The sequence below is a fragment of the Trichodesmium erythraeum IMS101 genome (genome assembly GCF_000014265.1).
Lineage (GTDB): Bacteria > Cyanobacteriota > Cyanobacteriia > Cyanobacteriales > Microcoleaceae > Trichodesmium > Trichodesmium erythraeum.
This window is the reverse complement of sequence record NC_008312.1, coordinates 5,617,189-5,633,507: the sequence shown is the minus strand read 5'-3', so window position 1 is coordinate 5,633,507 and position 16,319 is coordinate 5,617,189. Positions and strand designations below refer to the sequence as shown.

Sequence of the window (16,319 nt, the reverse complement as noted above, 5' to 3'; positions counted from 1 at the left end):
TTATAATTGTTCTACTGAATATCATATTACTCAAAATTATAATTCTTGACATCAAGTAGCCAAGCTATTAGAAACATTATAATTATAACATATCAACTAATCTTGCTGATAATTAATTATTAAAATGCAAATTTACCGTTAATTAGTAATTTTTCCTCATCCCCTTTCTGGATTTCAAAATTTCCAAAAGACTCTTCTTTTAATATTGGAGAAATTAATTTTACATCAGTAAATTTATTTAAAGGCATATATTTTTCACAAGAAACACCCTTATTTATAGGATAAAAATCTTCTTTTGTACTGTTATTTACTTCCAGGAAAAATATCGCAGGCATTTCTGGATTTGTGAAATAGGAACTGTGCATATAGATAGCAAAACTTTTACCGGATAAATTGTATTGAGGTTGATAAAACTCAAAATCATTTTTCTCTATTTCTGAAAGCTTACCTCTAAATCCTATTCCATAAGGGGAACCAGATTTATTTCTGAAACTATCCACCCTTTCATGAAATTTAACAAAGTTATTTTCGGATTCTTCTCTACTTCTAAGATAGATTAATTCTAAATAATTCTTCTCAAAAAAAATAAACCTTGAACTGGTTCCTTGTCCAGTATGCTCCCTAATTTCAGAAGCAGAAAACCCCAGCGATAATATTTTATTTATCGCCTCCCCATCGTCTTCAACTATTCTAAAAATATGGTCTACTTCCAGATTTTTATACATATTTTTAATCCTCTGAAAAATTTTAGTAACTGACAGTAATACTTTATAATTTTTGACTATTTCTCTTCCTATTATGGATAATTTAATATAATTATCTTGAATAATATTCAGACTTATTTCTAAATATAAACTATCTTTTTTCTCTTTTTTATTAAACAGACGAAAATCCACTTTACAGTATAGTAAAAAAAAATTAAGTGGTTCTTCTCCCATAACCAAATGCTTATTTAGAGGCACCTACCCAGCCACCTTATAATACCAGGAGTTTTGGCTTTTAATTTAAGTCATCAAACATTTATGCAAGCTGATAGTTAATAGACATATTTTCAGTTGATGCATCAATCAAAATACAAATGGCTAATCCCCAGTTATAAGCATGACCTGCAACTAGTTGCTTATTAAATTTTAACTTAAATTTTAACCTAGTTTTAAAGCTTCGATGCAATATTTTTTAGTTCTTCAATAATTTGTTTATTTTTGTTGCTCCTGGAACCATATAATCTAGCTGAAAATATTGTAATTATTTCTAACATATCATTAGTTAAATCTTCTTCACAAGTTGAGTTTTCTGAATGATTAATTATAACTACTTCTACTCCAAATTGCTCACAAAGAGAGAATATTAATTCACCACCAAATCTCAGTAACCTATCTTTGTGGGATAACACCAAACGTTCAACTTGGTAAGTAGTTATTAACTTAAGTAGCTTAATTAAGCCTTTTTTCCGGTAATTTATACCAGAGCCTAAGTCAGAAATTATTTCGTGGCTCCAACCATGGTTTGTACAATAAACCTCTAACATCATAATTTGGCGTTCTAGCTCTTTTTTCTGGTCGCGACCACTAACTCTAGCATAAGCAATGGTAAGGCTCGCATCAGTTTTATGGTTAAGTAAATCACTTACTTGATAACGGCGATGCCCACCAATGGTTCGCTCAGAGGTAATTTTGCCTTCTGCTTCCCATCTACGAAGCGTGTTTGAACTCACTCCCAATAAATGTGCAGCTTCTTGTATACTTAATAAATTACTCATACTATTATAATATCACTATTTATATATAACTTTAAATAAGTATAGTTAGTTTTTATTTGACTGTCAAGCCCCCCTTATTTCATCTGGTGCCATATATTCGGGACTACTAATAATAGTGCCAGTGGAAGTTAAAGCAGTACCGGTCAGCAACTTCGCCACGCCAAAATTAATTAATACAGTTTTTCCACTTTTTCTAACTTTTCCACTCCTTAATTTTCTCTTGATAGGTGGGGTGGTTTTTGATAGTTAATAGCTAGAAAAATACGACTAATAATATTTTTTAGTTAAATATCCCCATGCATAACTTGAACTTGATAAATCAATTTTAATATTGGCAGTAACTCTTGCAAAATTTGCCATATTTATTCTTCTTTTAAAAGACCTTATTCTTGTAATTTTTACTTTAATCTTAGACCTTGAATATATTCTTGCACTAAATACGAATTTTGATTGTATTAGAAATTAGCTAAAAATAGAGGAATTTGCGGATACTGCCCCAACTGTAATAGTCGCATTACTGAAAGCTCCAATAATCTAGCTATTGTCTGATAGCTTTGGGCCTCCAGAGTCGAAAATTATATTTGCTTCAGAATATATTGGAGCTCGAGAAAATGTTTTTTTTGTTTATAGCCAAAAATCTTTTAACCAAGCTTCCTAACCAAATTTTTTGAAGACACGATAGTCTCCCTGGATAACCAGGGGAAAATAGCAACCCTGGCAATTGCTTACTGTATCAGCGTTTTTCGGCTGAGGAAATTCAGGATTAATACAATAACTCATTCAGGGGTCAGTTTTAGACTGGATATTTTGGGCTAGGGGTTGACAAATATAACTTAGTAATGCTACCTTACTAGACTAGAGAAAAAAAATATTATGGCGAGCGTAGCCAAGTGGTTAAGGCAGTGGATTGTGGTTCCACCACTCGTGGGTTCGATTCCCATCGTTCGCCCTTAAGAACTAATCATAGCTAGTTCTTGTAAGTTTTTGATTTTGACAAGAAGCTCACAAGATAATAATTTCGTAGTAGGCTAGTACAGTTTACTACTCCTGGATTTAATATTTATCTCAGAAACAGTCTCTGAGAATTTTTCCTAATAATGATAGAAGAGCCTTATTTTCCATAGTAAAATATATAAGTTTCTCTCAAATCATAAGAGATAAAAACTATTCAAATTATTTAATTTATTTAGTCTTTTGCCAATCTTCTAAAGCCGCAATTACAAAGCTACTAGCAGGATGATTAAGTAATTGTTCAAAAGCAGCAATTCCACCTGCTTTAATAGCAGCAAATATTCTTTCTTTCTTTGTTGAATTGTTATTAATTTGTGTAATTACTTCTGTGGCAATTTTCATTCTGTCCATTGTTGTATCTGAGGGGTAAGTTTGATCTAGTTGTTCTAATAATTCTTGAATATCTTTTGCTGCTTGTGCTAAATTTTGTTCTGGAGATTCATTAATTGTTCGAGCAATTTTTGAGTTGTTAATTTCTCCTTGACTACCAGCTAAACCATAAATTTCTCCTTTGTTCCCAACTGCACCATGAATTTCTCCTTCTTTACCAACCACCCCATAATTTTCATTTATATCAACTTTATCTCCAGTATTTTCTGACATTTTTGTGTCTCCTTGATTATGATAATTTTCTGCATATATACTTGGGGATTTTATCACAGTATCGACCCAAGCTGCTAATCGTTTTATTTGTTTATCTTTTTCTGCTAATATTAGTTGTAATTCATTTGGTGGAAGTGCTTCTAGTCTGTCATAAGTCTCAAAATATTCTGCGTGTAATTTTGAATGGTCTGCTGCTGGTGCGGTTTCAGCTTTTACTAATAAGTCCTGACGGTTTTTCCCTCGCCTTTCCATAGAAATCACTTCTAATTCTGCTTCTGGATAGTTGTTTTGCAATTTCTGAAATGAATAGGCAATTAACTTAGGGTCGGCTTTTTCTGCATGATAAAAGTTGAGGGTTTCTATCATTGGGGTGATAAAGTCAATAAATTCTCCTTCTTTAAAGTTCTTGTTCCAGTCAGCAGGTTCACGGAGAGGATTATCTTTTTGAGCATCTTTTGGTGGAAGTTTGAGAAAGTCAGGTCGTTTTTCTGGAGGCAAACGCATATAAACATAATCGCATTTGATACCATTTAGTTTTGTGGTGGTGGTTATTCCCCAATCTTCAAGAAATGCTCCCGTTAGGGTGCCTCCAGTTAAGTCAGCTTGGTCTAAAAATGTTCCTACTAATTTGGCACGAGTCAGGTTTGCATCTTGAAGGTTGGCTGAGTTGAGATTTGCTTCTATGAAACTGGCATTAGTTAGGTTTGCTCCTTGAAGATTAATTCCTTGGAGGATGGAGCGATCTAAGTTGATATTTTCACCTTCACCAGTTTTGACTAATTCTCTGATTTTGGTATCTTTTAGATAAGTTTTCCCTGGTCGTATGCGGTCTAGTTTGATCGTGTTTTTCCAAGAAGTACGGGTTATGTTAGAGCCTCTAAAATCTGTACTTTTGAGAGTAGCATTAGTGAAGTCAGCATCAGTTAAATTTGCATCTCTGAAAGAGGTTCCATATGAGGCAGCAAAAACAATAGCTATATTGCGAACTAAAGCGTATTTTTCATCTCCTTTCATTGCTCGATAAGCAATATAAATACTTAACATTGTCTGAACTACGGCTACGGCTACGGCTACGGCTACGGCTCCGGCTCCGGCTACGGCTCCGGCTACGGCTCCGGCTACGGCTACGGCTACGGCTACGGCTACGGCTACGGCTACGGCTCCGGCTACGGCTCCGGCTACGGCTACGGCTACGGCTACGGCTACGGCTACGGCTACGGCTACGGCTACGGCTACGGCTACGGCTCCGGCTACGGCTCCGGCTACGGCTACGTTTTCTATTCTGTTATAAAAAAGCATTATCCAGAATACAATAAATACAATTAAGGATACCCAACCAGTAACTTGATTTTCTATGCTACTAGAATCAAAAATTAGTGATATCAGGGATAAGGTGAATACACTCAAAAAAGCCGATATACCAACTAAAATAAAAACACCGATCAGCAAAACTACAACCCAACGTTTCTGTAATCCTGCCTTAGCTCCACAAAACCTAGCCCCAGTTAGATTGGCCCCACGAAAATTAGTACCTCGAATATCAGCAAAACTGAAATCTGCATCAGACAAATTTTTTCCTTCAAAAGATAGACCTCTAAGATTAAACCCTTGAAATTCTCGTTTACCTCGTTGATATAATTGTAATATTTCACCTTTACGCAGATTCATATTTTGTACCTATCTCAGAATTGGGCCAAGGAGAATTGGAAAAATGACCGCTAGCTTCAAAATTCCCAACTAATTATTATATACAGTAAAAAACGTTTTATTGTGGCGGGGTTTTGTCCGTCAACCAAACCTACTAGCAGAATATAAGTTGGGTAGAACTACAGAAAAACCCAACAAGCACTTTATTTTACCTGATTTCCCAACAACTCTATTGTGCTACCCTCATGGTATACTCAAATGTATTGAAGAAAAGGTGATTTACAATGGTTCAAAAAATTGCCCTATTTAATCATAAAGGTGGAGTTAGCAAAACTACAACTGCCTTTAATTTAGGCTGGATGTTAGCTTCAAAAGGTAAAACAGTTATCCTTGCCGATACAGACCCACAGTGTAATTTGACTGGAGTCAGCTTGGGAGAAGGAACTGAGGACGACGAAAAAAGAATAGAAACAATTTATAATACAGGTTCAAATATAAAGACAGGTTTAGCTCCAGCTTTTGAAGCACAACCAAGAGCAATTGAAGCAATTGACTGTATTCCGATCATAGGTCAGGAAAGATTGTTTATACTACCTGGTCATGTTGGACTTGCCGAATACGAAGTAACACTGGGTATTGCTCAAGAATTAAGTGGTTCAATAGCAGCTCTTAAAAACGTACCAGGTGCCTTGACTGATTTATTTAATAAAACTGCACTCAAATATAACGCTGACTATATTATAATTGATATGAGTCCCAGCTTAGGCTCAATTAATCAGAATTTATTAATGACCAGTAATTTTTTCTTAGTTCCTACTACTGCTGATTTTTTCTCTTTGATGGCAATTGACTCTCTAACAAAAGTGATGCCAAAGTGGCATGCTTGGGCTAAGAAAGCAAGTTCACTTCCAATTCTCAAAGATGCTAACTATCCTTTTCCTGATGTCAATTTAAGTTTTCTCGGAACTATTGTTCAAAACTATCGAATTATACGTGGGAAAGAAACTGCTGCTTTTCAAATATGGATTGAGAAAATACAAAACACTGTTTCTAATAAACTAGCTCCAGTATTAGAACAAAATCAAATGTTGTTAGAAAAAACAGTTTATCGTAGTCAAGGAATAGAAGATAATTACACCTTAACAAAAATTTCTAACTTCAATAGTCTAATTGCACTATCTCAAGAACACCGAACACCAGTTTATGCTCTGACACCTGAACAGTTAGGCCAAACAGGAGTTGTTTTGCGGAATAATCAAAACAAACAAAAAGAATTTCGAGAAACCTTTTCACAACTGGCAGAAAAAATTATTGGACTAACCACTTCCCATGCAGTCAGTACTCAATCAGTTTAATATTAGCATTCATCGCGTTCGAGAATTGATAGCCCTTCACAATTCACTCAAAACTCAAGCTACTAATACTTTATATCTATCAGATATTCTCAGAGCAGCTTTAGTTCTTGCAGTCAGCGCTTTAGACTACTATATTCACGAAGTCGTGACTTTAGGAATGTTGGAAATTTATCAAGGCCGACGTTCTGAACCTCAGTCTAGCAAACAATCAGCTTTTGCTCGCTTTCAAGTTTCCCTTGGTGCTGCTCGTCAAGACCGAATGCTAGCGATAGATATCGGATCTTGGCTGGAAGATGAGTTTCTACAAAACTATGGTGATGAGTTTCTACAGCAGTCTCATACAGTGAAATCTCTAACTCAACCTATTTCTGATATGATGCTTAATAAGTTAAATGGTAATTCTTGGCTAGAGCAGGAAATTCGCAAAAGTCTTGGATACAAGAGTTTTCAGCAACCAGATAAAATAGCTGATGGGATTAGACTTATTTCAGACAAAAAATTATGGGACGAAGTTGGTGCTCAAATGGGTAAACCTAAGTCAGAAGATATCAAACAAATTAAAGAACAGCTTAGTTTTATAGTAGAACGTAGGAATAAAATTGCTCATGAAGCTGACATAGATCCTAGCTATAATATAGGAGAGCGTTGGCCTATAGATGAAGATATGGTTAATGATGCAGTAAATTTTATCGAGGGGGTTGTTGATAGTATTCATCAAGTTCTATTTTGATCCTGATGCCACTAAAGCAGACATAGGTAAAACCAACTTATTTTGATCAAAATAAGGCTGTGATATTTCCTGAGAGCCCTACTTAATTGATGAACTACATGGCCATAAGCAAAACCTTGTAGAGACATTCCATGGAACCTCCCTACAGTGGTCTACCGTGCCGGACAACTGCTATCAGAAGCGGGGGAGCCCACAAAAAGTTCCCCTTTTGAAAAGAAATTTAGGCAAGTCGCAAATGTACCTCATAACTGCAAAAGTTGCGATCGCAAAACTCTAATATTTTTTTCGATGGTCTCCAACCAAGCCTTTTTGCCAGAATTTAATAAACCATAACAGTCTACTTTTTGCTTAAATTCTAACTGTTCAAAATCAATAGTTTTCATAGCTCCATCTCCCAAAATATAGGTATGAGGATTAAAAATATTCACCCCATTTTCCTGATCATGCTCAATAATTTCATTCAGTCGTTCTTCTGAACAATAACAAACAACTTATTCTCCTTTCGCCATCGTTTCACCATAATTTTGCGTCAACCATATTTGATCAAGTTCCTATATCCCCTCAAACTTAGCAAAAATTAATATTGACTCAGAAACCAATGTAATTATTGTATACAAAAAAAAATACAGTTTTACTTTAGAATTTGCAAACACACCCCAGCCCTTAGTTTTCTTATGTTTTCTGGCTTTTTTCCCAAAACTGTAACTATTGAACCGGAAATAATATTATTGTAATATAAAAGGTGTTAATAGCAAGCTTTCAAACATTCTGAACTGCAAGCCCTAATTAAAATCATTTATTCTTTATACTAAAAACAAAATCATGGAGTCACCCTTACAACAACAGCCAATTCCGAATCATGGAAAATTTAACCATATACATCCTATCCTCAACCCTGAAGTCCCAGTTGTCACACCTGAAAATCCTTTGCCTACTATTTCACGACTATGGGATGAACTAGCCCAAGAAGCAGTCATAAACTCCGTCTCCGGTCCAACCATTGCCTCTCGTGCTTATGCAATGGTACATACAGCCATGTATGATGCCTGGAGTGCCTATGATCCATTAGCTATAGGAACTCAGTTGGGAGATGACTTACAACGCCCCCTATCCGAAAACACCAACTTTAATAAAACTCAAGCCATGAGTTTTGCTGCTTACCGGGTATTGTCAGAATTATTCCCCGCTCAAGTAGAAACTTTCAATGAATTAATGGTCAAATTAGACCTAGAAACCAACAATACTACTACTGATACTACTACCCCTGCTGGTATTGGTAACGTCTCTGCCGAAGCACTATTAAGATTCCGGTCCAACGACGGTTCAAATCAACTCGGGGATGATCCCAATGGCGACGGTACCCCCTATTCTGATATTAGCAGCTATGAACCTATTAATTTTCCAGGAAGTTCCATTAATATAGAGCGCTGGACCCCAGAACCAGTTCCCATTGATGCCGAGCCCGGTGAAGAAGATCGAATACAAACATTCCTCACACCTCAATGGGGAAAAGTCATCCCCTTCAGTTCTATATCAGTTGAAAAAATACGACCCCAACCACCAAAACCATTCTTGCTTGTAGATGGCGAGGTTGACTTAGATGCAAGTACAATTACATTACCAGATGGCTCTGTTGTCGCAATTAGCAAAGATATTGTTGGAACTATTATCAACCCTGAATTTATCGCACAAGCAGAAAATATTGCCAACGTTCGCGCCAACTTAACTGATGAGCAAAAATTAATTGCTGAATTTTGGGAAGACGGCCATGGTACATCTTACCCTCCGGGAACCTGGATGAATTTTGGAGAATTTATCTCAGCCAGAGATAATCATACTTTAGATGAAGATGTGAAACTCTTCTTTAGTTTGGGCAATGCATTATTTGATGCTGGCATTGCTGCCTGGGGATCTAAAGTTTTCTACGACTATGCTCGTCCCGTGCGAGTAGTACGGGAACTCGGAGCACAAGGTTTAATTGGAGAATTTAATCCAGAGCTTGGTGGTTTTGCTATTGATAGTTGGAAGGATCCTACAGAAGGAACTGCAACTATTCTTGCAACTAATTTCCTTACTTATCAAGCCCCTGGAGAGGAGCCTTCACCTCCTTTTGCTGAGTATATATCAGGTCATAGCAGTTTCAGTGCTGCAGGAGCTGAAATTCTCAAACGGTTTACTGGTAGCGATGATTTTGGTGGTGGCATAACTTTTGAGGTAGGCGAGTCTGTTTTTGAACCAGGTATCACACCTAAAGTGCCTGTAACTCTTGAGTGGAATACTTTTAGCGAAGCTTCTGATCAGGCTGGTATATCTCGTATTTACGGCGGTATCCACTTTGAAGATGGGGATCTCAATGGGAGGGCACTAGGGCGAGAAGTCGCAGAACATGTTTGGGAAAAAACTCAAGGAGTAATTACTCCCAATACTATTATTGCTACTAATGAAAAGGATAATTTAATTGGCTCTGTCACTAACGACTTAATATATAGCAACCGCAGTGATGATATTGTTTTTGGTAACGAGGGCAATGATATGCTTTGTGGAGGCAAGGGTAACGACATCGTCAATGGTGGTGCAGGAGCAGACCTGATATACGGTGATTTTGGCGATGATATTCTCATTGGTGGAGTTGGTGGCGATAACTTTCATTTCAGGTCTAATGATGGGAACAATATTATTACTGATTTTGAAGATGGAATAGATGTTATTGGTTTAGGTGATGGTTTAAGTTTCCAGCAGTTAACTATTTCTCAAATAGGTAATGATACTCGAATTAGTGCCAACCAACTTTCAATTACATTGCAGGGCGTCGAAGAAAGTGCCATAAATATTGAAGATTTTAGGGATTGTAAAATATAAGTTCCTAGCCTATTTTCCAGCCAAATTCAGAAGTTGAAAAAGAGAAGTTTTTTTGGACAAAAATAACTTTGTAGAAATGTTGGATGCAACATTCCTACATCATAATTAATTTCTGTGATTTTATGTTAAAAAAATAGGTAGCAAAAGGCTATCTGAAAATTTAAATTTAATTGAATACACAAAGAATAATACCGGATATTTAAGCAGAGAAACCTATTAGTTTAATCACTGAAAAAATATTTTATTGAAATACTTAGACAATACTAACCGGAACTTCATCTAACTGTTTCAAAAACTTTTTAATCAACCCAATAGTCACCGCCGGAACTTCCAGTTGAGGAGTTAAACCCACATTATCTAATGTTTGAAAAATCACCACAGCTTGACGGTTCAAATCAGCTAAACGTTGACCTATTTCTGGACTAGTAAACTGGGATTTTTTACCCCAAATAATTGCCGTAGGAATTGTTAATTGATTTATATATAAAGATAGGTCAAAACACAAATCTCCCCGCACAAAAGATAAAGTAGCATATTCAGCATTTGGTTGAATTGCTGACTCTAAATATGCCTCCACAATTTCATTATAAATTAAAGTAGGATTAGCAAATTGTCTGGTTTCTAGAAAATTTCTAATTCCTCCTGAAGTTGCAACCCCAGCATTATAAATAAAACGATCTAGTATAGGCGTACTTACTAGTTGAGCAAAAAAGCTACGGGTGTAATTTGCGCCGAATTCGGATAGACCTGCAGGAGTTGTCAATATTAGAGACTTGAATAATTCTGGACGAGCGATCGCTACTCTCACCATTATTGCTGCAGTCAAGGAAGAGGCAATAACTCTGGTAGGAGCTTGACAAGTTTGTTCTAAAAACTCGATAATTGTTGTAATATAGTCCTCTACTTTATAATCTAATGCCTGATGTTCCGAACGCCCCCACCCAATTAAGTCAGGAGCGAGGATACGGTACTCTGAGGCCAAAGCAGGGTAAACCTTCGACCATTCATAGGCAGATGAACCCCCACCAAAACCGTGAAAGAATACCAAAGTCGGTAAGTCGTTTTTGTCATTCTCAGTTTTCCAGGGTGTTTTGTCATTGGTGTAGTAAACCATACGACCTTGGAAAGTGACAATTGATTTTTGTTCAAAACCTATAGGAATAAACATACTAATTTTAGATATTAGAGTTAGTCTTAATATGGAAACATCTTCAGTATACAGGACTTACGCCAAGACACTAATTGTATGGGTAATATCTGAAATAATTCCGAAAACTACGCTATATATAGGGTTGCTGCGTAAGTCCTGAGCCAAAAAGTTTCGGACAGGCAAACCTTGGAAGTGCAGACAGAAAACCCAAATGAGCTTCAAGCAAAATTAGTTATAATTTCCTGCCCAAGGAAGTATTGGAGCATTATGCTTGATGAAATGACTTTGTTCATTTGAACCATAGCATTACATCCTTTGTTTTGGAGTGAGGAATTTAGGTGGGAAAAGAATAGAGAATAGAGAATAGGCAAAAGAAAAATGTCCTCAGGCATTTGCCTATTCCTATCTATCTGTAGGGTTTTTTAAGTTCAACCCAACCTACAGAAATAAAAATCTTATTAAGATTAGCAGATTTTCAATTTTTTCTAGTTTAAGGTAATTATTATCTATATTATTTATCTTATTTATCTGAAACAAATGCAAGTTCAACAAAATAAGTTTTCCTGGTATGATGTGCCTGAAGAAATCAAAAGTTTATTGATGTTAGCTATCGAAAATTGGGAAGATACAGAAACATCAGAAAATTATATTAATCAAGCTTTAGCTAAGACTGATGGAAATCTAGATATTTTGATAGGTGCTTATCGTTATTTTTTCTATAAAAACAACATGAAAATGTCCCTTAAATTGGCACACAAAGTAATGGCTGAAGTCAAAAAACGAGAAAATTTACCCTCAGATTGGCAGGAGGTAAAAAGTATATTAGCTAGCCGGAAAAATGAACAACAAATTAATCTATTTATTACAGCTTATGCTGCTTCAGGATTAATTATAGCAAAGATGGGAGACTTGGTAAAAGCTAAATCAATAAGTGAAGAAGTTCAAGAAATTGATGAGAAAAATGATTTAGCAAAAATTTTGTTTGATATTATTACTAGACCCCCAGATGAAGATGAAGATTAAGGAAATTTGCTGATGGATATTAGAAAAAAATCTAATCTGTTTTATCTCTCCATTATTTAACTTCATAAACTTCTCAAATCAGCCATAATTTTAATACTAAATTACCCATGCTTAGCCTTACCAATATCAATAATATTCCCTACATTATGGCATTATTTGCCCAATTGACTTCGTATCCTTATTATTAAAAATTGCTGAAATCAAAACTTTTATCCTTGAACTTGATCATTTTGATAATTATATTAACAATGGAAACCAAAATTAGGGACTTCTACAGACCTTCCATGTAACGTCCCTACTATATTCTACTAATCATAAAAACCACTGTACAATTATTTATATTTCCTTCTTGCTTCCTTTCCCTTCCTTCTTCCTCCCGATATTGCTATCCTATAAAGAAGTAACTTAAAATTAACTTCCTACTCTAACTATGACTGAAAAAACTCAACGCATTTGTATTCTCGGTGGTGGTTTTGGCGGACTTTATACCGCCCTTCGCTTAATCCAGTTTCCCTGGGAGTCATCAAAAAAACCTGAAATAATCTTGATAGACAAACGCGATCGCTTTCTTTTTGCCCCACTATTATACGAACTAGTCACCGGGGAACTGCAAACCTGGGAAATTGCTCCACCATTTGAAGAATTATTAGCAAACACTGATATTCACTTTTGTCAAGGTGTTGTTTCCGGAATAGACCTCAACCAACAACAAGTGGAACTAGAAAATGGTCAAGCATTCAGTTACCATCGTCTCGTTTTAGCCATGGGAGGCGAAACACCCATAGAAATGGTGCCTGGTGCTGCCGAATACGCTATTCCATTCCGGACAGTTAACGATGCTTACCGTCTTCAAGAAAAATTACGAGTTTTAGAAGCATCTGAGCGTGAGAAAATCAGAATTGCTGTTATCGGTGGTGGTTATAGTGGAGTAGAACTAGCTTGTAAATTAGCAGACCGTTTACAAGAAAAAGGTAGAATTAGACTAGTCGAACGCAATAACATGATATTGGGAACATCCCCAGACTTTAACCGAGAAAGTGCTACTAAAGCATTGTCAGAAAAAAATATTTGGATTGACTTAGAAACCGAAGTAGAATCAATAGAAGCCACTCAAATTTCCTTAAAATATCAAGAGCAAGTTGACACTATCCCCGTAGATATCGTTTTATGGACAGTTGGTACAAAAGTTGCTCCAGTAGTGGAGTCATTACCATTAACAAAAAATGAACGTCAACAAATTATTACTAGTGCAACTCTACAAGTGCAAGACAATCAGAAAATATTTGCTATTGGAGATTTAGCAGACTGCCAAGATGCAGATGGGCAAAAAGTTCCTACCACTGCTCAAGTAGCAATACAACAATCAGATTATGTCGCCTGGAATATCTGGGCATCTTTAACTGGACGACCTCTATTACCATTCCGTTATCAAGCATTAGGTGAAATGATGGCATTGGGACTTGATAATGCCACCCTTACCAGTTTAGGCATTAAACTAGATGGTCAAATAGCATATATGGCAAGGCGTTTAGTTTATCTATATAGATTGCCAACCTTAGAGCATCAGATTAAAGTTGCTTTCAACTGGATGATTAATCCTATTCAGGATTTACTATCAGGTCTATAAGGTCTCCTGATAACTCATTCGTTTTTTCTTATTACTTCTTACTTCTTACTTCTTGCTTATTACTTCTGAAAACATGACTAAAATCATTTTGTTTGATGCTGTCGGTACCTTGTTTGGTGTACGCGATACCGTAGGCGAAGTTTATCAAAAATTCGCTATTGAGTGGGGAGTAGACGTTTCTCCCTCTGCCGTTAATCAAGCTTTTTTTGATAGTTTTAAAGCAGCGCCACCGATGGCATTTCCTGGAGCAGAATCTGCAAAAATACTAGACTTAGAATTTGAATGGTGGTGTCAAGTCGCTGCCGAAACTTATAAAAAAGTAGGAGTATTCGAGCAGTTTTCTAATTTTAGGAGCTTTTTTGGGCAACTATACGATTATTTTGCTACTGGTGCCCCTTGGTTTGTTTATCCTGATGTCAAACCAGCCTTAACTAAATGGCATGAAAATGGAATCAAGTTAGCAGTTTTATCTAATTTTGATTCCCGACTATACCCAGTCTTAGCAGCATTGAAATTAGCAGATTTTTTTTCTGATATTACTATTTCTACAGAAGTAGGAGCAGCAAAACCAGATCAGAAAATTTTTACTGCTGCCTTACAAAAATGTAATTTTACTATTGAGAAAGCTCTGCATATTGGAGATAGTTTGACTGCTGACTATGAGGGTGCAATTAATGTAGGCATAGAAGCATTTTGGCTCAATAGAAACACTATTTCACAGCCAGACATCAATCAGTTTGCTAATCTTCTAGATTGTTTTAATTCTTACTTTACCTAAATCATAATGAAGTATTATAATCATGTCCGTTTGAATATCCACTGTGGGAAAATTTTAGATAACTGGGAATAAGAATAAATTTTTGTTTTTAGAAAAGCATTTTTATTATGTCTAATTAATAGCACTTAATTTTATATCATGTAAAACTTAATTTTTAGGAACTTTTGACGATAGTTTACATTAATTAAATAATGCCAATTACCAAAGAAGTTATTAAATAATAAGTAAGTGAAAGCAATGTTTTTAATAAAAAAAAGTAAAGCTTGAACATATCTTATTCCGTCAAACCTTATTTTTTACAGAAGTTACATGCAACTTCTCCACCTAATCTCAAGAAGATGTAGCAAGAGTTTGAATATTTAGTAGAACCAAAATAAATTGTTATTAAATAGAGAACTCCAGAAAAGAGGAAATAGACAATAGGGATAAGTAATATCAAATCCGGTTACATTAATATAACTTAGTATTGAAACATAATTAAGCCTATATTCTAGTGTTTATTTGCCAAAATTAGTAATATAAATTTTAGGTATTCCTTGACTTCCAGGCTTTTTTATGAGCTCAATAAGTATATTAATTTATGCAATTAGACACTAGTACTAACAACATTTTGCCCATAATAACCATAGGAATTATATAACTCTGAAAAGAACAGATTTAATCTAATTGATTTTATTGTTTATTTTTGGAGAGGTCTAATAGTTAAAAATATGAGTATAATAATAATCCTATGGTATTAACATCTAAAAAGTATATATTGACAAAAAAATATGTTCTGAAATCAACAGATTTTTTTGCCGTATCAATAGAGCTAACTGATTAACTCTTAAAGCATTGAGATATAAAAGCTTTATCCTTGAAAGTCTAAAAAATGTTAGCTTATATATCCAAAAAGCTCATATAAGTCAGCACTTTAGGCAAAACTTGGGCAACAAAATTTAGGCATAATTCTTCTGAGGAGCTTATCTATAAATTCCCATTTATCCCTACTCCCTAAAAAGACAAACGAGAGTAAACCTTAAATACAGTTACTAAACTAGGACTTACGCAAAACCATAGTATCTAGTATAGATTTAATCTACATTTGGTATATCACTTTATATTTTGCGTAAGTCCTGTAAATATTGAAATGGAACCGTTTGCCACCTACTAAATTTTTGACAATAAAGTTACCCAACCGGGACTAAATCAACTTCCTCTGTACCATCAGTTTCACCTTGCCCTGATGTAATTTGTTCCCCATTACCACTAATTTCCACAGCTAAATTTGTCCCATCCAAATTAACATTATAGTCAGTAGCATCAGCAGTATATCCTACGCTAGCAACCATGTGCCGACCATCCTCAGCATATTGGAAAGCCATCAATTGATTTTTTTCTTTCTCATTATCGTAAGCCCAAATTACCATATAGTGTTGTTCTTTATATTCAAACATTTTGGGTGGACGAGTAGGAACATAACGACCTTCAGCACCAAAACAGGCGTCGAGGAAAGGCTGTACCGACTCAGTTTCCACATTAGCAAAAGCAATATCATCTTCCTCTAGTTCTACTTCTGCGTCTTCAGTTGCATCAGGATCAGATTCTTCTGGATCACGATTCTTAAAATAGTCTACAGCTTTTTTAACACCATAACCCGTAGCAGCAACACCAGCAACACCAGCAGCAATTTTAGCAAGATTGCCAAATTTCATTTTTTTTCTCCTAAATTATGATTCTAGATTAATTTAATTTGAGATATTTATCACTAGCCTAAATACAAAAAATATCTAGGAAA

13 protein-coding genes and 1 tRNA gene are annotated in these 16,319 nt (G+C 35.5%); 7 read left to right on the top strand and 7 right to left on the bottom strand.

What is annotated here, in order from left to right:
- Positions 1–119 precede the first annotated feature (119 nt).
- The 3 genes from TERY_RS17630 to TERY_RS37355 form a co-directional block, all read right to left on the bottom strand.
- Positions 120–938: a VOC family protein gene (locus TERY_RS17630; RefSeq protein ID WP_044136902.1), complete on the bottom strand. Its 819-nt coding sequence runs from the start codon at positions 936–938 to the stop codon at positions 120–122.
- A gap of 215 nt (positions 939–1,153) precedes the next feature.
- Entirely contained in the window at positions 1,154–1,759 is a 606-nt protein-coding gene (locus TERY_RS17625) for an IS607 family transposase (protein WP_011613063.1), read from the bottom strand.
- Between the two features lie 654 nt (positions 1,760–2,413).
- The gene (locus TERY_RS37355) at positions 2,414–2,539 is read right to left on the bottom strand and encodes a 4-Cys prefix domain-containing protein (protein ID WP_370495762.1); all 126 of its coding nucleotides are present in this window, start codon (positions 2,537–2,539) and stop codon (positions 2,414–2,416) included.
- A 96-nt stretch (positions 2,540–2,635) separates the two neighbouring features.
- Between TERY_RS37355 and TERY_RS17620 the strand changes: the two genes are divergently transcribed.
- Positions 2,636–2,708: transfer RNA gene (locus TERY_RS17620), tRNA-His, on the top strand.
- Positions 2,709–2,941: 233 nt separating this feature from the next.
- Here the strand turns inward: TERY_RS17620 and TERY_RS17615 are convergent.
- On the bottom strand, positions 2,942–5,041 hold the full coding sequence (locus TERY_RS17615; protein ID WP_011613062.1) for a pentapeptide repeat-containing protein: 2,100 nt from the start codon (positions 5,039–5,041) through the stop codon (positions 2,942–2,944).
- A gap of 263 nt (positions 5,042–5,304) precedes the next feature.
- On the opposite strand from TERY_RS17615, the gene TERY_RS17605 reads away from it, so the two are divergent.
- A complete protein-coding gene (locus TERY_RS17605) occupies positions 5,305–6,375 on the top strand; it encodes an AAA family ATPase (protein WP_011613061.1) in 1,071 nt (356 codons plus the stop codon).
- Positions 6,350–7,105, top strand: coding sequence for a HEPN domain-containing protein (locus TERY_RS17600; protein WP_011613060.1), 756 nt, complete (start codon positions 6,350–6,352; stop codon positions 7,103–7,105). Before TERY_RS17605 ends, TERY_RS17600 begins: the two co-directional genes overlap by 26 nt.
- A 242-nt stretch (positions 7,106–7,347) precedes the next feature.
- Here the strand turns inward: TERY_RS17600 and TERY_RS17595 are convergent, their stop codons facing one another.
- Positions 7,348–7,533, bottom strand: a complete 186-nt coding sequence (locus tag TERY_RS17595) for a hypothetical protein (RefSeq protein ID WP_011613059.1) — start codon at positions 7,531–7,533, stop codon at positions 7,348–7,350.
- Between the two features lie 394 nt (positions 7,534–7,927).
- Between TERY_RS17595 and TERY_RS17590 the strand changes: the two genes are divergently transcribed.
- Complete coding sequence (locus TERY_RS17590; protein WP_011613058.1) at positions 7,928–9,964, top strand: DUF6851 domain-containing protein; 2,037 nt, start codon at positions 7,928–7,930, stop codon at positions 9,962–9,964.
- A gap of 253 nt (positions 9,965–10,217) precedes the next feature.
- On the opposite strand, the gene TERY_RS17585 is transcribed toward TERY_RS17590, so the two are convergent.
- Positions 10,218–11,132, bottom strand: coding sequence for an alpha/beta fold hydrolase (locus tag TERY_RS17585; protein WP_011613057.1), 915 nt, complete (start codon positions 11,130–11,132; stop codon positions 10,218–10,220).
- Positions 11,133–11,651: 519 nt separating this feature from the next.
- Here TERY_RS17585 and TERY_RS17580 point away from each other — a divergent pair.
- The 3 genes from TERY_RS17580 (at position 11,652) to TERY_RS17570 (ending at position 14,542) form a co-directional block, all read left to right on the top strand.
- Entirely contained in the window at positions 11,652–12,137 is a 486-nt protein-coding gene (locus TERY_RS17580) for a hypothetical protein (protein ID WP_011613056.1), read from the top strand.
- A gap of 430 nt (positions 12,138–12,567) precedes the next feature.
- Entirely contained in the window at positions 12,568–13,764 is a 1,197-nt protein-coding gene (locus tag TERY_RS17575; protein ID WP_011613055.1) for an FAD-dependent oxidoreductase, read from the top strand.
- A gap of 73 nt (positions 13,765–13,837) precedes the next feature.
- Positions 13,838–14,542 carry an HAD-IA family hydrolase gene (locus TERY_RS17570; protein ID WP_011613054.1) on the top strand — a complete coding sequence of 235 codons (705 nt, stop codon included), beginning with the start codon at positions 13,838–13,840 and terminating at the stop codon, positions 14,540–14,542.
- Positions 14,543–15,711: 1,169 nt separating this feature from the next.
- Here the strand turns inward: TERY_RS17570 and TERY_RS17565 are convergent.
- Positions 15,712–16,236, bottom strand: coding sequence for a hypothetical protein (locus TERY_RS17565; protein WP_011613053.1), 525 nt, complete (start codon positions 16,234–16,236; stop codon positions 15,712–15,714).
- Positions 16,237–16,319 lie beyond the last annotated feature (83 nt).